At 72.9% G+C, this 23,149-nt stretch carries 18 protein-coding genes; 9 read left to right on the forward strand and 9 right to left on the reverse strand.

Going from position 1 to position 23,149, the window contains the following annotated elements:
- The first annotated feature begins 25 nt into the window (after nucleotides 1-25).
- Together M8H82_RS06215 and M8H82_RS06220 are read left to right on the forward strand one after the other, a co-directional pair.
- Entirely contained in the window at nucleotides 26-1,753 is a 1,728-nt protein-coding gene (locus M8H82_RS06215) for a DUF2264 domain-containing protein (protein ID WP_250071430.1), read from the forward strand.
- Nucleotides 1,750-2,562: an isocitrate lyase/phosphoenolpyruvate mutase family protein gene (locus tag M8H82_RS06220; protein WP_250071431.1), complete on the forward strand. Its 813-nt coding sequence runs from the start codon at nucleotides 1,750-1,752 to the stop codon at nucleotides 2,560-2,562. The genes M8H82_RS06215 and M8H82_RS06220 overlap by 4 nt, the downstream gene beginning before the upstream one ends.
- On the opposite strand, the gene M8H82_RS06225 is transcribed toward M8H82_RS06220, so the two are convergent.
- Nucleotides 2,514-3,098 (reverse strand): TetR/AcrR family transcriptional regulator, encoded by a 585-nt coding sequence (locus M8H82_RS06225; RefSeq protein ID WP_250071432.1) that lies wholly within the window; start codon nucleotides 3,096-3,098, stop codon nucleotides 2,514-2,516. The two genes, M8H82_RS06220 and M8H82_RS06225, sit on opposite strands and share 49 nt — an antisense overlap.
- Nucleotides 3,099-3,175: 77 nt before the next feature.
- Nucleotides 3,176-4,495: a jacalin-like lectin gene (locus tag M8H82_RS06230; protein ID WP_250071433.1), complete on the reverse strand. Its 1,320-nt coding sequence runs from the start codon at nucleotides 4,493-4,495 to the stop codon at nucleotides 3,176-3,178.
- Nucleotides 4,496-4,738: 243 nt separating this feature from the next.
- On the opposite strand from M8H82_RS06230, the gene M8H82_RS06235 reads away from it, so the two are divergent.
- Both M8H82_RS06235 and M8H82_RS06240 read left to right on the forward strand, forming a co-directional pair.
- Nucleotides 4,739-6,433 carry a PHP domain-containing protein gene (locus M8H82_RS06235; protein WP_250071434.1) on the forward strand — a complete coding sequence of 565 codons (1,695 nt, stop codon included), beginning with the start codon at nucleotides 4,739-4,741 and terminating at the stop codon, nucleotides 6,431-6,433.
- The gene (locus M8H82_RS06240) at nucleotides 6,430-6,945 is read left to right on the forward strand and encodes a hypothetical protein (RefSeq protein WP_250071435.1); all 516 of its coding nucleotides are present in this window, start codon (nucleotides 6,430-6,432) and stop codon (nucleotides 6,943-6,945) included. Before M8H82_RS06235 ends, M8H82_RS06240 begins: the two co-directional genes overlap by 4 nt.
- A gap of 21 nt (nucleotides 6,946-6,966) precedes the next feature.
- Here M8H82_RS06240 and M8H82_RS06245 read toward each other — a convergent pair whose 3' ends face one another.
- From M8H82_RS06245 to M8H82_RS06270, 6 genes are all read right to left on the reverse strand, one after another.
- A complete protein-coding gene (locus M8H82_RS06245) occupies nucleotides 6,967-9,825 on the reverse strand; it encodes a glycoside hydrolase family 2 TIM barrel-domain containing protein (protein ID WP_250071436.1) in 2,859 nt (952 codons plus the stop codon).
- Nucleotides 9,826-9,837: 12 nt separating this feature from the next.
- On the reverse strand, nucleotides 9,838-10,680 hold the full coding sequence (locus M8H82_RS06250; RefSeq protein WP_250071437.1) for a carbohydrate ABC transporter permease: 843 nt from the start codon (nucleotides 10,678-10,680) through the stop codon (nucleotides 9,838-9,840).
- Entirely contained in the window at nucleotides 10,677-11,642 is a 966-nt protein-coding gene (locus tag M8H82_RS06255; protein WP_250071438.1) for a carbohydrate ABC transporter permease, read from the reverse strand. The genes M8H82_RS06250 and M8H82_RS06255 overlap by 4 nt, the downstream gene beginning before the upstream one ends.
- A 22-nt stretch (nucleotides 11,643-11,664) precedes the next feature.
- Entirely contained in the window at nucleotides 11,665-12,930 is a 1,266-nt protein-coding gene (locus M8H82_RS06260) for an ABC transporter substrate-binding protein (protein WP_250071439.1), read from the reverse strand.
- A gap of 138 nt (nucleotides 12,931-13,068) precedes the next feature.
- Nucleotides 13,069-14,298, reverse strand: coding sequence for an ROK family protein (locus tag M8H82_RS06265; protein ID WP_250071440.1), 1,230 nt, complete (start codon nucleotides 14,296-14,298; stop codon nucleotides 13,069-13,071).
- A gap of 93 nt (nucleotides 14,299-14,391) precedes the next feature.
- The gene (locus tag M8H82_RS06270; RefSeq protein WP_250071441.1) at nucleotides 14,392-15,642 is read right to left on the reverse strand and encodes an FAD-binding protein; all 1,251 of its coding nucleotides are present in this window, start codon (nucleotides 15,640-15,642) and stop codon (nucleotides 14,392-14,394) included.
- Nucleotides 15,643-15,818: 176 nt separating this feature from the next.
- Here M8H82_RS06270 and M8H82_RS06275 point away from each other — a divergent pair, with 176 nt between their 5' ends.
- From M8H82_RS06275 to M8H82_RS06295, 5 genes are all read left to right on the forward strand, one after another.
- On the forward strand, nucleotides 15,819-17,138 hold the full coding sequence (locus M8H82_RS06275; RefSeq protein ID WP_250071442.1) for a radical SAM protein: 1,320 nt from the start codon (nucleotides 15,819-15,821) through the stop codon (nucleotides 17,136-17,138).
- A 139-nt stretch (nucleotides 17,139-17,277) separates the two neighbouring features.
- Nucleotides 17,278-18,771, forward strand: a complete 1,494-nt coding sequence (locus M8H82_RS06280; protein ID WP_250071443.1) for a cellulose-binding domain-containing protein — start codon at nucleotides 17,278-17,280, stop codon at nucleotides 18,769-18,771.
- A gap of 234 nt (nucleotides 18,772-19,005) precedes the next feature.
- On the forward strand, nucleotides 19,006-20,097 hold the full coding sequence (rsgA, locus tag M8H82_RS06285) for a ribosome small subunit-dependent GTPase A (RefSeq protein ID WP_250071444.1): 1,092 nt from the start codon (nucleotides 19,006-19,008) through the stop codon (nucleotides 20,095-20,097).
- 60 nt (nucleotides 20,098-20,157) lie between these two features.
- Nucleotides 20,158-21,555, forward strand: coding sequence for a DNA-3-methyladenine glycosylase 2 family protein (locus M8H82_RS06290; protein ID WP_250071460.1), 1,398 nt, complete (start codon nucleotides 20,158-20,160; stop codon nucleotides 21,553-21,555).
- On the forward strand, nucleotides 21,552-22,043 hold the full coding sequence (locus M8H82_RS06295) for a methylated-DNA--[protein]-cysteine S-methyltransferase (RefSeq protein WP_250071445.1): 492 nt from the start codon (nucleotides 21,552-21,554) through the stop codon (nucleotides 22,041-22,043). The genes M8H82_RS06290 and M8H82_RS06295 overlap by 4 nt, the downstream gene beginning before the upstream one ends.
- Before the next feature lie 331 nt (nucleotides 22,044-22,374).
- Here M8H82_RS06295 and M8H82_RS06300 read toward each other — a convergent pair whose 3' ends face one another.
- Entirely contained in the window at nucleotides 22,375-22,857 is a 483-nt protein-coding gene (locus M8H82_RS06300) for a DUF456 domain-containing protein (RefSeq protein ID WP_250071446.1), read from the reverse strand.
- Nucleotides 22,858-23,149: the final 292 nt, after the last annotated feature.

The raw sequence follows: 23,149 nt of genomic DNA on the forward strand, positions 1-23,149 counted from the left end.
GTGTCCCGAACCATCTGGAGAACCGATGCAGCTGCCTCCCGACGACCGCATCCTCAGCCCCCGCACCGGCTGGACCCGCGCCCACTGGGAGGCGGCCGCCGACGCCCTGCTCGCCGCGGTGGAGCCGTACGCCACCGCCGACCGCGCCCTCTACCACTTCCCCGGCGACCGACAGAGCGCCTCCGGCCGCCTCTCCGACGGTCTGGAGGGCTACGCCCGTACGCTCCTGCTGGCCGCCTTCCGCCGCGACGAGAGGGCCCTCGGCCGCTACGCCGACGGACTGGCCGCGGGCGTCGCCGGGGCGTGGCCCCGCGTCGGGCACCGCAGCCAGCCCCTGGTGGAGGCGGCCTCCATCGCGCTGGCCCTGCGGCTGACCCGCCCGCTGCTGTGGGACCGCCTCGACGACGCCGTGCGACAGCGGGCGGCGGCCTGGCTGGGCGACGCGCTCACCGCCGAACCCTGGCCGTGCAACTGGGAGTTGTTCCCGGTCACGGTCGGCGGCTTCCTGGAGTCGATCGGCCATGAGCCGGAGGCGTCCCGCAAGGCGGTCGACCGGGGCCTGGACCGCATCGAGCAGTGGTACGTGGGCGACGGCTGGTACACCGACGGCGACGGCCGCAAGTTCGACTACTACAACGGCTGGGCGATGCACCTCTACCCGGTGCTGCACGCCTGGCTCGCGGACGACGCGGAGCTGCTGGCCCGGTACGGCGGCAGACTCTCCCGCCATCTCCAGGACTACGCCCACCTGTTCGCCGCCGACGGCGCCCCCGTGCACCAGGGCCGCTCCCTCACGTACCGCTTCGCGACCACGGCCCCCCTGTGGCTGGGCGCCCTGACGGGCCACACCCCCCTGCCGCCGGGCGAGACCCGGCGCCTGGCCTCGGGCGCCCTGCGCTACTTCCTGGAGCGGGGCGCGGTGGACGAACGGGGCCTGCTGACCCTGGGCTGGCACGGCCCCGACCCCGCCCTGCTCCAGGACTACTCGGGTCCGGCCTCCCCGTACTGGGCGAGCAAGGGCTTCCTGGGACTGCTGCTGCCCGCGGACCACGAGGTGTGGACGGCGACGGAGGAACCGGGCCCCGCGGAACGCTCCGACGCGGCGTACCCGGTGGCCCCGCCCAACTGGCTGCTCCACTCCACCGTCCCGGACGGCCTGGTCCGCCTCCACAACCACGGCAGCGAGGAGGTCCGCTACGACCCGTACTACACGCGGCTCGCCTACTCGACGTCGACGCAGCCGTCCCCGTCGTACGACAACACCGTGTTCGTGGGCGGCGACCCGAGCCGCACGCAGATCGAGCCCCTGGGGGTCGGCGACGGCTGGGCGGCCTCCCGGCACACCGTCTGCCCGGGCGTCCGGGTGACGAGCGTGGTGCTCGTGCACGGCGCCGTGGAGGTGCGGATCCACCTGGTCGCCGGGGCGGAGCCGGGGACACCGGTACGGGTTACCGGCTGGCCCGGGGGAGACGGCGTGCGGGCCGAGCTGGTCCCGGCCCTCGCCCTGGACAAGGACCTGAAGGGGACCACGGCGGACGGGCCCACCCTCTTCGCCGCCCTCGCCCGCCTCACCGGGGAACCGGACCCGGCCGAACTGGCGGGGACCGCGGCGGTGAGTGCGCGGGAGGACGGGGAGCTCGTCGTTCAGTGGGCGGGGAGCGAGCAGGCCCGGGTCCGGGTGGGGGACGGGTCGGTGGAGGTGACCATCGTTCGGCGGGGACCGAAGGAACCGGGGCCCACCATGGCCGCATGACCTACGGCGCCCGCACGACCGCCTTCGCCCGGCTCCACGACACCGGCGAACCCCTCCTCCTTCCCAACGCCTGGGACCACGCCGGCGCCCTGGCCCTGGCCGGCGAGGGCTTCCCGGCCGTCGGCACCAGCAGCCTCGCCGTTGCCGCGGCGGCGGGGCTGCCGGACGGCGCCTCGGTGACCCGGGACGAGACGCTGCGGCTCGCCCTCACCCTCGGGAGCGGGCCGTTCCTGCTCTCCGTCGACGCGGAGGACGGGTTCAGCCAGGACCCGGATGCCGTGGGCGAGTTCGCCCGGCAGCTGGCCGCCGTCGGTGCCGTCGGCGTCAACCTGGAGGACGGACTGGGACCCGTGGCGTCGCACGCCGCGAAGATCGCCGCCGTCAAGCGGGCCGTCCCGCATCTCTTCGTCAACGCGCGCACCGACACCTACTGGCTGGGCGAGGGGGACGAGCGGGAGACGCTGCGCCGACTCGACGCCTACCAGCAGGCGGGCGCCGACGGGGTGTTCGTCCCGGGCCTGACCGACCCCGCGCGGATCGGCGCCCTGGTCCGGCACCTCGACACCCCGCTCAACATCCTCTACTCGCCCACCGGACCCGCTCTCTCGCACCTCGCCGACCTCGGCGTGCGCCGCGTCAGCCTCGGGTCCCTGCTGTACCGGCGGGCGCTGGGTGCGGCCCTGGACACGGTCGCCGACATCCGGGCCGGGCGGACTCCCGGCGGCACCACGCCGACGTACGACGAGGTGCAGCAGGCGCGTCAGGCCCCGGGGTTCGGGTCGCGCGGCCAGTGCTCCAGCGCCACGTGAAGCGCCTCCACCGCCCGGTCCCAGGAGCGGCGGACGTCCCTGGGCGCGCCGAAGGCGCCCGCCGACTCCAGGGCGCAGTAGCCGTGGAAGGTGCTGCGCAGCAGGCGCACCGCGTCCGTCAGGTCGGGTTCCTCCAGACCGTAGGCGCGGAGCATGCCGTAGGTGATGTCGGCGGTGCGGCGCAGGGCGGGGGAGTCCGCCGACAGGGTCCGGTCCACCGGGAGCTGCGTCGCCGCGTAGCGGCCGGGGTGGTCCAGGGCGTAGGACCGGTAGGCGTCCGCGAAGGCGGCGAGGGCGTCCTTGCCCGCCCGGCCGGCGACCGCCAGGGCGATCCGGTCGATCATCTCGCCGCCCGCCAGCAGCGCGATCCGTGTCCTGAGGTCCTGGAGGCTCTTGACGTGCGAATACAGGCTGGCGTCCTTCACGCCGAAGTGGCGGGCCAGCGCCGAGAGCGACACCTTCTCCAGGCCGGCCTCGTCGGCCAGTTCGGCCGCCGCCGCCGTGAGCCGCTCGGCGGTCAGTCCCGCACGCGCCATCACACCCACCTCCGGACCTAGTACTCCTAGAGAGCAGCCTAGTCGTCCTAGGCAGCGGCTGTCCCCGGCTCGTCCGCTCAGTCGATCGGTGCGTACAGCACCCCCAGCTTGTCGATCTCCTGGCCCGACCGGCCCGTGAAGCCGACGATCTGCCATCCCGGGGGTGCGGTGAAGGTCCGCGCGTCGGATGTCGCCGTTCCGGCCGCCAGGCCCCGGCCCCGGTCCGTGGTGAAGGCGGCCGAGAAGATCCTGGTCCGGCCGTCCTTCTGACCCCGCGTCAGCCGCACCGAGGTGAGGTGCTCGCCGGAGCCCAGGGTCAGGGAGACCGCAGTGCCGCCCGTGCCGCCGTGGGCCAGGGCCGTACCGCCGTCGTGGGTGAGCGCCACGGCGTCCAGCCGGGAGCCGCCGCGCAGGGTGAGGGTGCGGGGAGAGACGGTTCCCGGCAGGTCGTCGGCGTCGGTGAACGCGGTGCCGTGCGGGCCGCCGAAGAAGTCGCTCGCCTTCAGGGACGGGCTGAGGGAGTAGGAGAAGCCGACGGTGTGCGGGAAGTGGTCGGAGAGGTGCTCGCCGTCCTCGCGGAGGAAGGACGCCCATGCGTTGTGGTAGCTGGTGGCGTTCAGGGACACCAGGCCGCTGCCCCGGTAGAGGATCTTGTCGACCACCTCGCAGTCGTCCGTCGGCGCCGCCGCGTCGCAGACCAGGGCGTCGCTGCCCGGCGCGGGCGCGCTGCCGCCCCTGACCAGGTCGACCCACGGGTCCCGCAGGCCGTTCTCCGACAGCAGCGTGCGGATGTTGTCGCCCGCACGCGTGTAGCGCGTGTTGGTGTCGCCCATGACGATCACGGCGTTGCCCGCGGAGTTGGCCTGGACGAAGTCCGACAGCTGCTCGATGTTGGCGCGGCGGGCGGCGAGGGCGGCGTCGGTGACATCGGCGTTGGTGTGGACGTTGTAGAGGTCCACGAAGGCACCCTCGGCGAGCCGGACCCGGGCCAGCGTGAACCCCTTGGGGGTCAGGCAATCCGTGCCCGTGCAGTCGTTCCAGTCCACCCGCTCGAAGTCCTCGAAGGCGAAGTGGGACAGGGTGTTCAGGCCGTCGCCGAGGCCCGCTCCGCCGCTCGTCGCGGTGCGGTGGGGGTGGGTGTCGTGGGCGTACAGGGAGGCGTGGTAGTTGAAGTCCTCCTGCACATGGACGATGTCGTACGGGCCGAGGCGCTGCCCGATGAGCGGGGTGTTCGTCTCCGGGTCGCTGTCGCCGAGGCCGAGGGGGAGCCCGGCGATGTTGTAGGTCAGCACGTCGAAGGAACCGGACGCGGCGGCCGTCGCGGGGGCCGCGCCGGTGGCGGTGAGGCCGGTCAGGGCCAGCGCGGCGGCCGCGAGGGTGCCGAGGACTCGTCTCATGGCGGGGGTCTCCGTCGGGTGGGGGAGCGGGAAGCTGAACGCGGCTCAGGTTCGGCGCCAACGGGCCTGACGTGCAAGGGCCGTTGGGAAAACTGTGCAAGGCGTGGCGATCCGCCGTGTGCGGGGCATGCGACGGCAACGCACTGCTTGTTCAACGTTCATGTTTCGGCTCGATCCTCCACAGGCGGCGTGGTCACGCCGCGGAAGGCAGCCGCGGACAGCCGGCGGCAACCGGGAGGCGTCATGGGACACGGGCATCACCACCACCATCACCACGGACACGACCACGACCACGCGGAGGTCACGGCGCTGCCCGCCGCCTTCGACGTCAACGTCCCCGACGAGGCGCTCACCCCCGAGCAGCAGTCGCGCCGCTCGCTGCTGCGCCGCGCCGGCCTGCTCGGCGCGGGCCTGGCCGCCGGCAGTGTCCTCGCCTCCCAGGCGACGCCCGCCGCGGCCGCCGCCCCCGCGGGGCGCCGCACGAACGGCTTCCTGTGGCTGGCCGGCGACCACCACATCCACACCCAGTACAGCAGCGACGGCAAGTACACCGTCGTCGACCAGGTCCGCCAGGGCGCCAAGCACGGCATGGACTGGCTCGTCATCACCGACCACGGCAGCGCCACGCACGCCAGGATCGGCGTGGAGAAGGTCAACCCGGACATCAGGGAAGCCCGGTCCGCCTACGAGGACACCCTCGTCTTCCAGGGCCTGGAGTGGAACATCCCGGCCGCCGAGCACGGCACGGTCTTCGTCCACCCGGGCAAGAACGAGGTCTCCGTCCTCAAGCAGTTCGAGACCGACTACGACGGCAGCGTCAAGGGCGCCTCCGACTCCACGCCCGCCAACGAGGCCCTCGCCATCGCGGGCCTGAACTTCCTCGCGGAGCAGGTGCAGCGGCGCAAGGTCAAGGACGCGCTGATGCTCGCCAACCACCCGGCGCGGCGCGGTGTCGACTCCCCGCACGAGATCCGCGGCTGGCGGGACGCGACCGGCGCGGACCGGCAGATCGCCGTCGGCTTCGAGGGCGCCCCCGGCCACCAGGCCGCCGGTCTGCCCGCGCCGCTCGGCATGGCCCGCGCCCGCGGCATCTACGACAACAACCCCGGCGCCAACTCCTTCGCCGGCTACCCGCCGGAGAGCTACCGCACCTGGGGCGGCTTCGACTGGATGACCGCGACCGTCGGCGGCCTGTGGGACAGCCTCCTCGCCGAGGGCAAGCCGTGGTGGATCACCGCCAACTCCGACTCCCACCAGGTCTACGCCGACACCGCGGCGCGCGGCGGCGGCGACTTCACCGCCAACGGCCGCTACGACGACCCCGTCTACGCCGGAAAGATCGACCTCACCCAGGGCGACTACTGGCCCGGCCAGTACAGCCGTACCCACGTCGGCGCCGACGGCTTCTCCTACGCCGCCGTCATGGACGGCATCCGGGCCGGCCGGATCTGGGTCGACCACGGCCGGCTGATCAGCGGCCTCGACGTCCGGGTCTCCGGCGGCAGCCGCTGGGCCACGCTGGGCGGCGCGCTGCACGTGAAGAAGGGCACCCAGGTCACCCTGAGCGTGGACATCGCCCTGGCCGGCGGCCCCAACTGGGCGGGCTTCACCCCGAAGCTGGCGCGCGTCGACGTCATCCAGGGCGACATGACGGGCGCGGCGGCGGACCGGGACACCCTCACGGCGCCCACGGCCAAGGTCGTCAAGTCCTACGAGGTCGACAAGGCGTCCGGCACCGTGCGGCTGACGTACCAGCTCGGCCGGGTCGACCGGCCGCTGTACGTCCGGCTGCGCGGCACCGACGGCAACCGGTCCGCCGTCGGCGCGATGGGCGCCGCGGTCGACCCGGCGGGCCCGGCCATCGACGTCGTCGGCGACGCCGACCCGTGGGTGGACCTGTGGTTCTACTCCAACCCGGTGTGGATCCTGCCGTCGTGACCCCGGGGTACGCCGTCACCGTCGACCCGGGGCTGCGGGACCTGCGCGCGGCCGATCATCTGCTCCTGCGGCTGGCGGCCGAACTAGCCCTCGCCGAGGGCGCGTTCGGCTGCACGCACCTGGTGCGCGACGACCGGCCCCGCGTCGCCCTGTCCTTCACCCTGCCGACCGAGCCCCTCCTGCGCACCGCCCTGGAGGCGCTCACCGGCCAGGGGTACGAGGTGACGCCCGGACTGCCGGACACGGCGGGCCGGGCCGTGGCGTACCCCGGCTCCGCGGCGCTCACCGGCACGCTGACGGTCGCGGAGCTGCTCGGCCGCTCCGCGATCGACACGGTGACGGTCCTGGGCAGCGCGGGGCCCCCGCCGCCGGAGACCCGCCTCGTCACCCGGGACCACGTCCGCCCGCACTGGCAGGCGGGCACCCTGGTCCTCGCCACGATGCCCGCGGCGGGCGGGGTCCTGGTCCCCTTCGAGGTACCGGATCCGACGCCGTGCTGCGCGGACCACTGACCAGGACCCCGCCCGGAGGGCTCAGCCGGCCGGCGAGAACACGAAGGTGAACTCCGCCGGCCGGGCCCGCAGCACGTACCGCGGGAGCGGGCCCGGCCCGCAGGACTGGGAGCCGAGGCCGTGCTGGGCGTGGTCCAGGTTGACCCACACCCCCTCGCCCGGTGTCAGATCGGTGAGGTGGCGGGCCGCGTCCAGGTGTTCGCTCGTCCAGCGCCGGGCGGTGAACCAGAACTCGGGGTCACCCTCGATGCGCAGACCGCCGAGTTCCACCCAGCGGACGTCGGCGCGGGCGCCGTTCTCCTGCGGGCGGACGTACGGCGTCTGCAGGGCGTCCACCGTGGACCGCCAGCGCCCCAGCCGTGACGCCGCCCTGGAGTCGGGGTACGCCTCGCCCGGCCCGCCCCCGAACCAGCTCACGGTGTCCGCCCGGGTCAGTCCGAGGCGGATGCCGAGCCGGGGCAGCGGAACCGTCCAGTCGCCCTCCGGGGTCACCGACACGGTCAGCCGCAGCCGGTCCCCGTCCGCGCTCCAGCGGTAGACCGTGCGCAGGCCGATCTCCCGGGCGGCGGGGGCCACCCGGGTGCGGACCGACAGTCCCTCGGCATCCCACTCCACCGCGTCCCGCCGGTGCTGCATCCGGTGCAGGCCGAGGGTGCGCCACAGCGGCCCGTGACGCAGGTCCGTCTGCCAGTCCGCGCCGTCGTCGTTGTCCGTGGTCGCCCGCCACACGTCGAGGCGCGGGGCGTCCACCTCCACGGCGCCGATCCGCAGCAACGCGCCGGTGCGGGCGTCGAAGGCCGCCGGGCCGAGCCGGACCAGCCCCTCGGCGGGCACAGGGCGGGCGCTCGCCGTCAGCACCGGCTTCACCCGCCCGCCGACCGGGAGCTGGGTCCACGCCACCTCGTGCCCCTTCGGGGCCCACGCGGTGTCCTCGGCCAGCACCGCCCGCAGCGTCCACCGGGTCTCGCCCTCGCGGGCGCCGGCGGGCGGCTCGGGCAGCTTCACGTCCGCCGACGCGCCCGGCGCCGGCTGCGGCATCGTCAGCACACCGTCCTGAACCGTCTCGCCGTCCACCTGATACGACCACTCCAGCGCGAGCGCCGACAGGTCGGCGAAGTCGTAGCGGTTGACGACGCGTACGGTGCCGTCGGCGCCGTCGCCCTCGAACCGGACCGGCTCGATGACCTTCTTGTACTCCACGAGCCCCGGCGACGGTGTCCGGTCCGGGAAGAGCAGCCCGTCGCAGACGAAGTTGCCGTCGTGCAGCTCCTCCCCGAAGTCGCCGCCGTAGGCGTACCCGAACCCGGGATGCCTGATGCCGTGGTCGATCCACTCCCAGACGAAGCCGCCCTGGAGCCGCTCGTACCGCTCGAACAGCGCCTGGTACTCGGTGAGCCCGCCCGGCCCGTTGCCCATGGCGTGCCCGTACTCGCACAGGACGAAGGGCAGTTCACGCCGCCTGCGGGGGCCGCCGTCGAGCCCCTGCCCGATCCGCTCGACCTCGTCGTGGGAGGCGTACATCCGCGAGTACACGTCGGTGTCCCGGCACTCCCGGTCCCCCTCGTAGTGCACCAGGCGCCCGGGGTCGCGGGCCCGGATCCACTCCGCCATCGCGGTCAGACCGCGTCCGGTGCCGGCCTCGTTGCCCAGCGACCAGACGATGACCGACGGGTGGTTCTTGTCCCGCTCGACCATCCGGGCCGCGCGGTCCAGCAGGGCCGGCCTCCAGCGGTCGTCGTCGACGGGGTTGTCGCGCCAGTCCTGCTCGGTGAAGCCGTGGGTCTCCAGGTCGCACTCGTCGACGACCCACAGGCCCAGTTCGTCGCAGAGGTCGAGGAAGGCGGGGTGCGGCGGGTAGTGGGAGGTGCGGACCGCGTTGAGGTTGTGCCGCTTCATCAGCAGCACGTCCTCGCGCATGGTCGCCACGTCCAGGGCGCGGCCCGTGTCCGGGTGCCACTCGTGCCGGTTGACGCCCCTGAACAGGACCGCCCGGCCGTTGACCTTGATGAGGCCGTCCTCGAGGGCGACCGTACGGAACCCGATCCGCAGCGGTACGCGCTCGCCCCCGGTCGCCAGCACACCGTCGTACAGCCGGGGCGTCTCCGCGGTCCAGGGCTCCACCGCGGCCGTCACCGCCTCGCCGGTCGCCGCGTCGATGCCCAGCTCGGGCACCGTCACCCGCCCGGCGACCTCGGAGTCCACCCGGAGCGTGCCCTCGCCGGTGAGGTGGTCGTAGGAGGCGTGCACGAAGAAGTCGCCCACGGCGCCCGGCGGGCGGTGCAGCAGGGTGACCTCACGGAAGATGCCGGGCAGCCACCACTGGTCCTGGTCCTCCAGGTACGAGCCCGCCGACCACTGGTGGACCCGGACGGCCAGGACATTGCCGCCCGGCCGCAGCAGCCGGCCGACCGCGAACTCGTGCGGCAGCCGGGAGCCCTTGAACTCGCCGAGCTCGGTGCCGTTCAGCCAGACCCGGGCGCAGGACTCCACGCCGTCGAAGCGGAGGGTGGCGTCACCGGCCGCCGGCCAGTCCCCGGGCAGGTCGAAGACGCGGAGGTGATCGCCGGTCGGGTTCTCGGTCGGGACGTGCGGCGGGTCCACCGGGAAGGGATAGAGGTGGTTGGTGTAGCGGGGCGCGCCGTGCCCCTGGAGGACCCAGTGGCCGGGGACACGGACCTCGGCCCAGTCCCCGGCGTCGTAGCCCTCCGCGGCGAAGGAGTCGTCCTCGGCGTCCGCGGTGGCCGACAGCCGGAAGCGCCAGCTGCCGTTCAGCGACAGCGAGCGCGCGTCCGACCCGGCGTACCGGGCGCGCGGTGGCAGGGCACCGCGGCCGGGGGAGACGTCCTCGACATAGCTGACGTCGGTGGTGCGGAAAGTCATCGGTCTCCTCGGTCAGCCCTTGATGCCGGTCTGCGCGATCCCCTGCACCAGCCAGCGCTGGAGGAACAGGAACACGAACACCAGGGGCAGGATGGAAATGGCGGTGGCCATGAAGATCAGATGGAAGTTGACGGTCTGGTTGGTCATGTACGAGGAGAGCGCCACCTGCACCGTCCAGGCGCTGGGGTCCTGGCCGATGACCAGCGGCCACAGGAAGGAGTTCCAGCCGCTGATGAAGGTGATCGTGGCCATGGCGGCGAAGAAGTTCAGCGAGTTCGGCACCACGACACGCCAGTACGCGCCCCAGTAGCCGAGCCCGTCCACGCGCGCCGCCTCCTCCAGTTCCTTCGGGAACCCCAGGAAGTACTGCCGGAACAGGAAGCAGGTGAAACCGCTGAACAGACCGGGGACTATCAGGCCCCGGTAGGTGTCCACCCAGCCCAGCGAGGAGACCAGCACGAAGCTGGGCACGAAGGTCACCGCGGTCGGCACCATCAGGGTCACCAGCACGGCGTAGAAGACCTTGTCGGCGTGCCGGTAGGGGATGCGGGCCAGGCCGTAGCCGGCGAGCGAGCACACCAGCAGGGTGCCGAGCGTGTGCAGGACGCCGACGATCGCCGAGTTCCCCAGGGCGCGGGCGAAGTCGACGGTCGGGTCGTCGAAGGGCTCGGTGAGGTTGCCCCACTGGATGTCGGTGGGGAAGAACTTCCAGTCCTCGCCGGTGATCTCCGGGTCGGTCATCAGGGCGTTGCGGACGATCAGATAGAAGGGGACGAGGAAGAGGAAGGCGGCGATGCCGGTGGCGGCGTACAGGCCCGCCGAGCCGAGGACCCCGCCGCGCCTGACCTTGCTCACGTGGACTCCTCCCGCCTGCCGAAGCCCAGGAACCGGCCCTGGAGCAGGGTGACGACGCAGATCAGCAGGGTCAGGATCATCGCGCCCGCGCTGCCGGCGCCGTAGTCCTGGTTCTCGCCCAGGGCGATGTAGTACAGCTCGACCAGGGGCGGGCGGCCCCAGGTGGAGTTGGCGAGCAGGTTGAAGAACTCGTCGAAGGCCTGGTACGCCTGCACCAGCAGCAGCAGGATCACCGCCGTGGAGGTGGCCCTGAGCTGGGGCAGCGTGATGTACCGGAAGGTCTGCCAGCCCCGCTTGGCGCCGTCGATGGCGGCGGCCTCGTACAGCTCCTGCGGGATGTTCTGCAGGGCCGCCAGGAACAGGATCATGAAGAACCCGGCCTGGAGCCAGAGCCGTACGGTGAGGATGACCAGCCAGTACCAGGGCGGGTCGGGGCTGGCCAGCCAGGCGATGTCGTCGACGCCGAACCAGCCGAGCACGGTGTTCATGAGGCCGAACCGGACCCCGCTGAAGATCGACATCTTCCAGATCAGTGAGGCGGCGACATAGCTGACCGCCGTCGGCAGGAAGAACACCGACCGGAAGAACGCCCGCATGAACCTCAGCCGGTTCACCATCAGCGCGAGGCCGAGCGAGAACGCCCAGGTGGTGGGCACGACGAACGCGGCGAACACGGTGAAGGTGACGAGCGAGCCGGTGAAGTCCTCGTTCGCCAGCATGTAGCGGTAGTTCTCGAAGCCGATGAACTCGCTCGGGGTGACGGTGAAGCGGGCGTCGAAGAAGGAGAGCCAGAGGCTCCAGCCGATCGGGACGTAGACGAAGAGCCCGAGGCCGATCAGGAACGGGCCGGTGAAGAGCCAGAAGGCGGCGGTGGGGTTGCCCCGCAGCCGTCGCCGCGGCCGGGCCCCGGGGGCCTTCGCCGGGGCGGGGCGCGCGGGGTCGCTCCGGATGATGGTCGCCATGTCGCGGATACCTGACCGGCGGCTATCCGAAGAGCTTCTTCAGCTCGCGGTCGACCTTGCCGTCCGCCTTGTCCAGAGCACCCTCGGGGTCCCCGTCCTGCCGTACGCAGTCGGCGAGGACGTCCTCGACGGCGTCGAGCATGGCCTGGGTGAAGCCGATGTTGTCGAAGTGCCCGTACTCGGTGAAGAGTTCGACGCCCTCGGCGGGCAGGCCCGACTTGAGCTTGTCGGCGGACTCGGCGAGCGAGGTGCGCGGCGGGATGTGGAAGCCGTAGGAGAGCGCCCAGTCCTCCTGGTACTCCTTCTGGTCGATCCACAGCCACTTCACGTACTCCTTGGCCGCTTCGACGTTCTTGCTCTTGGCGTTGACGAACATCGACCAGCCGCCGTTGTAGACCGACGGCTTGCCCGCGTCCCCGACCTTCGGGAAGGGGAAGATGCCGAGGTCGTCGCCGAGCGCCTGCTGCATCTGCGGCATGGCCCACATACCGCACCACTGGATGGCGGTCAGGCCCTGGTTGAGCGGGGAGGGGTCCCAGAAGTCGGTCGGGGCGCCGAGCAGGAGATCGCCGCTCTTGAACAGCCCCCGCAGCTGGACGAGGCCCTCCTTGACCGCGTCGGTGTGGTAGGCGATCTCGTTGGTCTCGTCGAGGGTGTCGGCGCCGGCCGCCCAGATCAACGGCCGCATGATGGGGTCGAGTTCGTTGCCGAGGAAGAGGCCCTTGACCTTGTCCGTGGTCAGCTTCGCGGCGGCCTCGATCAGCTCCTCCAGCGTTCCCGGCACCCCGACGCCCGCCTTCTCCAGCAGCGACTTGCGGTAGAAGAAGAACTGCGGGTCGTCGATCATCCGGACGCCGTATATCTTCCCGTCGACCGTGTGCGAGGCGATGTCGGCCGGGTTGAAGTCGTCCTTGACCGGGTCGACGATGTCGGTCAGGTCGGCCACCTGGCCGCTCCTGATCAGCTGGATCTGCGGGTGGAACTCGAACAGGTCCGGGGCCTTGTCGGTGAGCAGCGCGGAGAACAGCTTGCTCTCGAAGTTGTCGCCGGTGATCCACTGTGTGGTGACGTCGGCCTCCCGGTACGCCTTGGCGTAGCGCTTGATGGCCTGTTCGGTGCCGGCCTCGCCGTACGCGTGGAAGTACTGCACCAGGTTCGTGCCCGAACCCGAGCCGCCGCCACGGCCGTTGTTGCCGCCGCACGCCGCGAGGCCGCCGCCGGCGGCCAGGCCCATGGCCGCGCGCAGAACGGTGCGGCGGTCCCAGTTGCTGTTCCTCGTTGCCGACATCCTGACGTCCTTGTCTCTAGACGGCTGCGCTTGCGGAGCGGGACGTTAACCTTCGGCCAATCCTTCGGCAAGGGGTTGGACGAAGTCGGTGCGAAGAGTTGCGCGGCGTTCGGGATGCCGCACAACTGCGGTGCGAGGTCAGGACGGTGGGGCGGTGCGGGTCGTCCGCGGCTGCTTGCGTCCGGCGGACTGCAGTGCCCCTTCCAGCGCGAACGTGGCCGCGCCCAGGCACACCGGGTCGGTGGGGATCGGGGAGAGGACGATCTCGGTGGCGGCCATCGGCCGCGGCAGCGCGTGCCGGGCGACGGCCTCGCGCACCTCGGCGACCAGCGGCTCGCCGAGGGCGGTCGCCACCCAGCTGCTGAGCACGACCACTTCGGGGTTGAACAGGTTGACCAGGTCGGCGATGCCGGTCCCCAGATAGCGCACGGTGTCGCGGACCACCTTCAGCGCCACCGGGTCCTGCGCCCGCACGCCCCGGCCCAGCGCGGCGATGGTGGCCGTCTGGTCCTCCGGGTGCAGGAGCGTGCTCCCGGGGCTCAACTCCCGCAGGGTCAGCATGATTCCGGAGGCGCCGACGTATGCCTCCACGCAGCCCTGCTTGCCGCAGCGGCACAGCCGTCCGTCCAGGACGATGGTGGTGTGGCCCCACTCGCCGGCGCTGTTGCTGACCCCCCGGTGCAGCGCGCCGCCGAGGACGAGCCCGGCGCCCACGCCGGTCCCGAGGTTGACCACCACCGCGTCCCCGCGCCCGCGCGCGGCCCCGAACCACAGCTCGGCCACCGCGGAGGCGCGCAGCGGATTGTCCAGGTACAGCGGGTAGGCAATGTGCTCGGTGAGCAGGTCCAGCAGCGGCACCTCGTGCCAGTCCCAGTTCGGCGCGTACTCCGAGACCCCGGTCGCCCGGTCCACCTGGCCCGGCACGCTCACCCCGACGCCGAGCACCCGCGCCCCCTCGACCCCGGCCTGCGCGACCACCGAGCCGACGGCGGCGGCGACATGCCCGACCACCTGCTCGGGGAGGCTCTCGCCGGGGCGGACGTCCTCCTCGGCGCGGGCCAGGACGTTCAGCGCGAGGTCGAACAGCTCGACATGGACGTACGTCTCCGCGATGTCGACGCCGATCAGCGCGCCCCCCGAGGCGTTGACCGCGACCAGCCCCCGGGGCCGGCCGCCCGCCGAGTCCTCGAAGCCCACCTCGGTGATCATCCGGAGTTCGAGCAGCTCCCCGACGAGCGTGGCGACCGTGGCCAGGCTCAGCCCGGTGGCGGCCGCCAGCTCCTGCCGGGAGGTGGGCGACGCGGCGACGATCTGCCGCAGCACCTCGTAGCGGTTGGCGGTGCGGATGTCACGTGAGGTGCGCTTCACCGGGCCGGCCCCTGTTCCTGTCGCTCTGGCCGGGTCGACGACGGCACCGGCGCGGCGCCAGGCTATGGGCCCCGGGGGAGGTTCGACAAGGGGTTAGGAAAGGGGCTGGAGGAAGTCGCGCAGGAAGGCGTTGGTGAAGGTGCCGCCCGGGTCAAGCGACCGGGCCAGCTCCCGGAAGTCGGCCAGCCGCGGGTACCGCTCGCGCAGGGTCTCGGCGGGCATGGTGAAGACCTTCCCCCAGTGCGGGCGCGCGTCGAGCCCCTCCAGCGCCTCCTCCAGCCGCCGCACCACCGGCAGCACCGCCGCCGTGTCCGCGACCCAGGTGAAGTGCAGGGCCACCGTCTCCCGGCCGTACGACGGGCTCAGCCACTGCTCGTCGGCGGCCACCGTCCGCACCTCGCAGATCTGGAGCACCGGCGCCAGCGTCGTACGGATCGCGTCCAGCGCGCGCAGCGCGTCCAGCGCGTACGGCCGGGGCAGCAGGTACTCGGACTGGAGCTCGGCGCCGCTGCTCGGGGTGAACTCCGCCCGGAAGTGCGGCAGTCGCTCGTGCCAGGGCCCGGGGACCCCGAACTGCTCGGTGCAGTTGACCGCCGGCATGCCCGGCACCGGGTGCATCTTCTCGGTCGCGGGCCGGGCCCAGGGGAAGCCGGGCAGCGGCTGGTCGGTGCGCCGCTTCAGCCACACCTGCCCAAAGCCCGGCGCCCGCCAGTCGGTGAACAGGCTGACGCTGTACGCCGCCCGGGCCACCGTCTCGAACTCCAGCCGCTCCAGCGGGAGTTCGGTGAAGACATGCTGCTCCACCTCGAAGGCGGGCTCCAGGTCCAGGGTGAGCGCGGTGACCACGCCGAGCGCGCCGAGCGAGGTCACCGCCCCGCCGAAGCGGGCGTCCTCCCGCCCGATCCGCAGCGTCGACCCGTCCGCCGTCACCAGCTCCACCTCACGCACCGGCGCGGCCAGCGAGCCGTTGGCCACCCCCGAGCCGTGGGTGCCGGTGGCGACGGACCCGGCCACCGAGATGTGCGGCAGGGAGGCCATGTTCGGCAGCGCGAGACCGTGTGCGTGCACCACCCGGGCCAGCTCCGCGTACCGCACCCCGCCGCCGACCCGCACGGTGCGGGCGGCCGTGTCCACGTCGACCGGGGCGGGCAGCTCCGCGAGCGACAGCAGCACGCCCCCGGCCCCCGGCTCGGCGATCTCGTTGAAGGAGTGCCCGCTGCCCAGCACCCGCACCCGGGCGCTCCCGGCCACCAGGGCCCTGAGCGCGTCGAGCGAGTGCGGTCGGTGCAGCTCCTTGGCCGCGTAGGTGATGTTCCCGGCCCAGTTGGTGACCGTCTCCGACATCCGTCGTCCCTCCCGGAGAGTGCGTGTGCGCCGAGCCTCTCATCCACCCGCCCGGGGCATGGGACACAAGGGTGCATACCGGGCTGATCCGCGGCACGAGGGGCCCCGGCACGGATCACGCGCCGGTAGGGGCATACCGTGAGGAGTCGAACGCCTGAGCCGGGAGGAGACACGGGATGGGCAGCCGTACCGCGCTGGTCGAGGATCTGATGGAGCGCTTTCCGCACGTACCGCGGGAGGCCGTCTTCAAGGAGGACCTGCTCCGCGGGGGTGTCGCCTTCGACCCGTCCGCGCTGAGCGACAACGAGTCCGGCGAGGTCAAGCCGAAGTCGTACTTCATCTTCTCCTTCGACCACGGCACCCTGCCGGAGCTCGGCGAGGCCGCGCTGCGGCGCCCGCCGGAGGAGATCATCCTCACCGGCGGCCCCTACGACCTGCGCCGGACCGTGGTCTCCGTGCGGGTGAACCCGGCCTCGCCCTACCGGGTGGCCGCCGACGAGGACGGCGTGCTCGGCCTCTACCTGGACGGCAAGCGCATCTCCGACGTCGGTGTGCCGCCCATGCCGGAGTACTACCGGCACACCCTCGCCAGCGGGAAGTCGGTCATGGAGGTCGCCCCGACCATCCAGTGGGGCTACCTGATCTACCTCACCGTCTTCCGCGTCTGCCAGTACTTCGGCGCCAAGGAGGAGTGCCAGTACTGCGACATCAACCACAACTGGCGCCAGCACAAGGCGGCGGGCCGGCCGTACACCGGGGTCAAGGACGTCGAGGAGGTCCTCGAAGCCCTGGAGATCATCGACCGGTACGACACCGCCAAGGTGTCCACCGCCTACACCCTCACCGGCGGCGCGATCACCAGGACCGTCGCCGGGCGCGACGAAGCCGACTTCTACGGCCACTACGCCAAGGCCATCGAGGAGCGCTTCCCGGGCCGGTGGATCGGCAAGGTCGTCGCCCAGGCGCTGCCCCGTGACGACGTGCAGCGCTTCAAGGACTACGGCGTGCAGATCTACCACCCCAACTACGAGGTCTGGGACCGCCGCCTGTTCGAGCTGTACTGCCCCGGCAAGGAGCGCTACGTCGGCCGTGACGAGTGGCACCGGCGGATCCTGGACTCGGCGGAGGTCTTCGGCGCCCGCAACGTGATCCCCAACTTCGTGGCGGGCGTGGAGATGGCGGAGCCCTTCGGCTTCACCACCGTCGACGAGGCGATCGAGTCCACCACCGAGGGGCTGCGCTTCTTCATGTCGCACGGCATCACACCCCGCTTCACCACCTGGTGCCCGGAACCCACCACCCCGCTCGGTAAGGCCAACCCGCAGGGCGCGCCGCTGGAGTACCACATCCGGCTGCTCCAGGCCTATCGTCAAACGATGGAGGACTTCGGGCTCGCCTCGCCCCCCGGCTACGGCCCGCCCGGGCCCGGCCGCGCGGTGTTCTCGGTCAGCTCCTTCATGGACAGCCTGCCCGAGGAGCAGCCGACCACCGTGTGACGGGAGTGGCCCCTGCGAACTGACAAGCGCGCTTGTCAGTTGTGTCGGTGACGTGAAAGGCTCGTCCACTGCCGCGAGGTTCCGCCCAACTCCGTTGCCCTTATGGTGAGTTGACTTCGCTTGTGGATGCAGGAGACCCATGCCCGACCTGCCGACCCCCCAGGACGCCACCGAGGCCGCGCTGTTCTCCGAGTGCTGGGACGCCGTGCTCTCGTACGCCGACCTGTGCACGGCCGGCTCCACCGCGGCCACCGAACTGGCCACGGAGGCGTTCTCGGCCGGTATGCGCGAGGTCCGGGCCGCCAAGGCGCACGGCACCCGGTACGCCGGCCGCCGCTCCCCGCGGCTGCCCCGCATACCCCTGCTGCTGACCGCCGTACGCACCGCGGCCGCCGACTGGGAGGTCAGCGGCCGGGGCAGCCGCCTCGACCCCGATCTGCGGCTGTGGCTCAACTCCGGCAAGGCCGCCCGGTACACCGGACCGCCGCAGGGCCGCCCGCTCGCGCTGCGCGGACTGCGGGACATGCAGCAGCCCGACGCCGAACTGCTGTGGCTGGCCGAGGTGGAGGCGCTGCCGCTGTCCGTCGTGGCCCGCCGGCTCGGTCTCGACCCGGCCACGGTCTCCGACGAACTCGCCCAGGTGCGGGGCCTGTTCCGGGACCGCTGCCACCGCAACCTCATCGACGCGCCACAGGCCCCCGGGTGCCGCGGCTACGTCCGGCTGCTCGACGCGGTGACCCGCTCACCGGTCACCGAGGTCCCGGCCGACCTCTCCCAGCACCTCGCCCGCTGCGCGGACTGCGCCGAGGCCGCCGCCTGTCTGCGACTGCACGGCGTCGGCCTGCCCGCCGCCCTCGCCGGCGGGGTGCTCGGCTGGGGCGGCCTCGCCTACCTGGAGCGCCGCCGGCGCGCCGCCGAGGTCCGGCTCGGCGCCGGACGCCCCGGACCGCCGGTCCCCGACGGCGTGGACGCCGACCCCGCGGCGCAGAAGGCGAAGACAGTGCGCAACGGTCTGCTCGTCGCGGCCGTGCTGGTGTCGGTGCTGGCGCTCGCCGTGTCGCTGATGCCGTTCGGCGGCTCCGGCTCCATCGACGACACCGTGGCCGGCGAGTCCGCCCGTCAGCCGGTGGCCGACCATCCCGGCCCGTCCTTCGCGCCCTCGGCCGAGGCCGATGCCACCACCGCGAGCCCGTCCGCGCGGCCTTCCGGCGGCCCCGCCGACCGCACTCCGGAGCGCACCCCGGAGCGAGAGGACCCCGACCCCGAGCCCCAGGGCACCGCCACCACGACCTCCTCCGCCACCGCCACCCGCGCCCCGGAGACCTGCCGGGTCCGCTACGACCTGGTCAACCAGTGGCCCGACGGCTTCCAGGCCACCGTCACCGTCACCACCGAACAGCCCCTGGACACCTGGCGGGTGGCCTGGTCCTTCCGCGAGGGCCAGCACATCGGGCAGATGTGGGACGCGGACTTCACCCAGAACGCCTCCCGGGTCACCGCCACCGCCACCGCCTACAACAAGTCGGTCCCGGCCGGCGGCTCCCTGACCTTCGGCTTCATCGCCTCCTGGCAGGGCCGGAACTCCCCGGCGCACGACTTCTCGCTGAACGGCCGGGAGTGCGGCACCACCTGAGCGGAAAAATACGTTGACGCCCCGCCGAGGGGCCGGGCTACAGTAACGGCGCATCACACCGATCGCGTGTGAACCGACGAGAGTGACGAGGAGGTGTCGACCGATGGCTGTCTTTGCGATGGGCGCTGCCCGCATCCAGGAATCCATCACGTCCACCTCCGCGGCCACCGGCTGAACCCACTCTCCCTCGCGTCCAGCGACGCGCGCCGGGGCCGCCCCTGTGAAGGGTCACCCTTGACTTCCAGCTCTGCTTTCACCTCGCTCCTCCCGTACGGCTGGGACGAGACCTGGGCGGACGAGTTCGCCCCCTACCTCGCCGAAGGCCTGCTCGCCGGACGCGTCATCCGTGTCGACCGCGGGCAGTGCGACGTCGTCACCGCCGACGGCGTTCTCCGCGCCGACACCGCCTTCGTCACCCCCGACGACCCGATGCGCGTGGTGTGCACCGGTGACTGGGTCGCCGTCGAACCCGGCGGCAACCCGCGCTACGTACGGACGTATCTGCCGCGCCGTACCGCCTTCGTGCGCTCCACCTCCTCCCAGCGGTCCGAGGGGCAGATCCTCGCGGCCAACGTCGACCACGCCGTCATCGCCGTGTCGCTGGCCGTCGAACTCGACCTCGGCCGGATCGAGCGGTTCCTGGCGCTCGCCTGGGAATCGGGGGCGCAGCCGGTGGTCGTGCTCACCAAGGCGGACCTCGTGCCGGACCCGGTGACACTCTCCCATCTCGTGCAGGACGTCGAGACGACGGCGCCGGGCGTGCCGGTGCTGACCGTCAGCGCCCATCTCGACGAAGGGCTCGAAGTCCTCACCGCCGTCGTCGGGGGCGGTACGTCCGTGCTGCTCGGGCAGTCCGGCGCGGGCAAGTCGACCCTCGCCAACGCGCTGCTCGGGGCGGAGATCATGGACGTACAGGCCACCCGTGACACCGACGGCAAGGGACGGCACACGACGACCACGCGGAATCTGCTGGTGCTGCCGGGAGGGGGCGTCCTGATCGACACCCCCGGCCTGCGCGGGGTCGGGCTGTGGGACGCGCAGACCGGTGTCGGGCAGGTCTTCGCGGAGATCGAGCAGCTCGCCGCGCGCTGCCGCTTCCACGACTGCGCGCACGAGGCGGAGCCCGGGTGTGCCGTCCTCGCCGCCATCGAGGCCGGGGAGCTGCCCGTGCGGCGGCTCGACAGCTACCGCAAGCTCCTGCGGGAGAACCAGCGGATCGTGGCCAAGACGGACGCCCGGCTGCGGGCCGAGATCCGACGGGACTGGAAGCGCAAGGGCGCGGAGGGGAGGGCGGCGATGCAGGCCAAGCGCAACGGCCGGCTCTAGGACTCGGTGTCCGAATCCCGCCAGCGCCGGTCCCGCGCCTGCCGGAGACTGGAACGCGTGATGGACGAGGACACCAGTTACGAAGCCGTACGCAGCCGGGACGCCCGGTTCGACGGGGAGTTCTTCTTCGCCGTCGAGACCACCGGGATCTACTGCCGGCCCAGCTGTCCGGCCGTCACCCCCAAGCGCCGCAACGTCCGCTTCTTCGCGACCGCCGCCGCCGCGCAGGGCTCGGGTTTCCGGGCCTGCCGGCGGTGCCGGCCGGACGCCGCGCCCGGCTCGGCCGAGTGGAACGTCCGCGCGGACGTCGTCGGCCGGGCCGTGCGGCTGATCGGCGACGGCGTCGTCGACCGGGAGGGCGTGGCCGGGCTCGCCGGTCGGCTCGGCTACAGCCCCCGGCAGGTGCAGCGCCAGCTGACCGGCGAGCTGGGCGCGGGCCCCGTGGCGCTGGCCCGCGCCCAGCGGGCGCACACCGCGCGGGTCCTGTGCCAGACCACCGACCTGCCGATCACCGAGATCGCCTTCGCGGCCGGATTCGCCAGCGTGCGGCAGTTCAACGACACCATGCGGGCGGTGTACGCCCAGACCCCGAGCGCCCTGCGCGCCGCGGCATCCCGGTCCGTCCGGCGCGGCGGCACCCCGACCGCCGGAATCCCGCTGCGGCTCGCCCACCGCGGCCCCTACCGGTCCGGCGCCGTCTTCGACCTGCTCCAGGAGGAGGCCGTGCCCGGCGTTGAGGAGGTGAGCGGCGCCCCCGGCCGGCGCACCTACCGCCGCACCCTGCGCCTGCCGCACGGCACCGGCATCGTCGCCGTCGACGAGCGGCCCGGCGGCAGCGGAGCCGGCACCGGTACCCACCCCGGCGGCTGGCTGGAGGCCCGCCTCCACCTCACCGACCCCCGCGACCTCACCACCGCCGTCCAGCGACTGCGCCGCCTGTTCGACCTCGACGCCGACCCCTACGCCGTCGACGAGCGGCTCGGCGCCGACGCCCGGCTCGCCCCGCTGGTCGCCGCCCGCCCGGGGCTCCGCTCGCCCGGGGCCGCCGATCCCGACGAACTCGCCGTACGGGCGCTCGTGGGGCCCGCCGGTGCCGAGCGGCTGGTGCGGGTGTACGGCAAGGCGCTGGACGCGCCCTGCGGGAGCCTCACCCACCTCTTCCCGGAACCGGCCGTCCTCGCCGGGGCCGAGCCGCACGGCCCGCTGGGCGCGCTCACGGCCGCCCTCGCCGACGGCGCCGTACGCCTGGACGCGGGTGCCGACCGGGACGAGGCCGAGCGGGCGCTGCTCGCCCTGCCCGGCCTCGATGCCCGTACCGTCGCCGTGGTGCGCACCCGCGCCCTCGGCGACCCCGACGTCGCGCCGCCCGGCGCCGACGTCCCCGACAGCTGGCGCCCCTGGCGCTCGTACGCCTGGCAGCACCTGCGCGCAGCAGGGGAGTTGGAGCAGACCTCATGACCACACTGTGGACGAACCTGGACAGCCCCGTGGGCCCCCTCCTGATCACCGCCGACCCCGTGAGCGGCGCTCTCACATCGCTCTCCGTGCCGGGTCAGAAGGGCGGCCGGAGCGTCCAGGAGGACTGGCGGCACGAGCCGGGCGCCTTCCGGGACGCCGAGGAGCAGCTCGCCGCCTACTTCGCGGGGGAGCTGAAGGAGTTCCGGCTGCCGTTGCGCGCCGAGGGCACCGCGTTCCGCGCGCGGGTGTGGGAGGCCCTGGACACCGTGCCCTACGGCGGGACCACCACCTACGGCGAGATCGCCGCCCGGATCGGCGCCCCCCGCGCTGCCGTCCGGGCCGTCGGCGGCGCGATCGGCGCCAACCCCCTGCTGATCCTCCGCCCCTGCCACCGGGTGATCGGCGCGAACGGCACCCTCACCGGCTACGCAGGCGGCCTCCCCCGCAAAACAGCCCTGCTGACCCTGGAAGGCGCACTCAGGGCCTGAGCCCCGGAGAGCGCCGGGCTGGGCCCCGGGCTGGAGCCCCGGGGGGTGAGGCCCCCGGGGCGGAGCCCCCGAGCGGGAGCACTCAGCCCGGAGCCGTCGGGCTGGAGCCCGGGACTGGAGCCCCGCCGGGGATGGGGCCTCCTGGCGGGAGCCCTCGGGTCGGATCCCCGGGCCCGGAGCCCTCGGGTCGGATCCCCGGGCCCGGAGCCCTCAGGCCGGAGTCCTCGGCCGGAGCCCCCCGGCCCCCGGGCCATGGAGCACCCCCAGCGCCCCTGGGCCCCGCACTCCCGCCCCCGCGCAACCCCACCAGCCCGCCAGCCCAGCCCCCGGATCACGCCCAGAGCACCACGCCCAGCCATGCCGCCGCGACGAGGAGGCAGGTGAACAGTTCCGCCAGGACGCTGGAGCCGCCCGAGCGCATTGCCGTGCGCAGGGCCGCCCGGGCCTCCGCGTGGCGGCCGAGGCGGCGGCGTTCCTCCAGGTATATACCGGCCATGAAGCCGGGGATCGCGCCGACCACGGGGATCAGGACGAACCCGAGCAGTGCGCCCGCCCCGGCACACACGCTCATCCGGCGCGTGGCGCCGCTTGCCCGCAGCCGCCGGGGCGGCAGGCTCCAGCGCACCACCTGCGACAGGAACAGGGCGACGGTCGTCCCGACCAGCAGCCACCAGGCCACCGGTCGCGGATCCTTCAGCGCCCACCACATGATCGCGGCCCAGACCAGCCAGGACCCCGGTACGCCGGGCGCCAGCACTCCGCACAGGCCGAGCAGGATGACCATGCCGACCAGCAGGAGATCCGCCACTCCCATCTGACCAGAGTGCAGGAGCCCGGGCGGACCCGCAGGTCAGCGCCGACGGACCGGTCGCCGCCCGGGTGCGCGGAGGTCGTACCCGCGTTCTGTCCTTCACCCGATTTTCGGGATGCCCCGTTTTCATCCGGCCCCGGCGGTGGACAATTAGGGGCATGAGCCAGCAGGGGGGAAGGCCCACCGGTCGGGACGACGACTGGTGGATGGAGCTGTACGACGACAGGACCGAGGACACCGGTCCCGCGGCCGCCCCGGATTCTCTCGACGACCGGTTCGCCTCGGCGTCGACCGC

The sequence above is a fragment of the Streptomyces sp. YS415 genome (assembly GCF_023544665.1).
GTDB lineage: Bacteria > Actinomycetota > Actinomycetes > Streptomycetales > Streptomycetaceae > Streptomyces.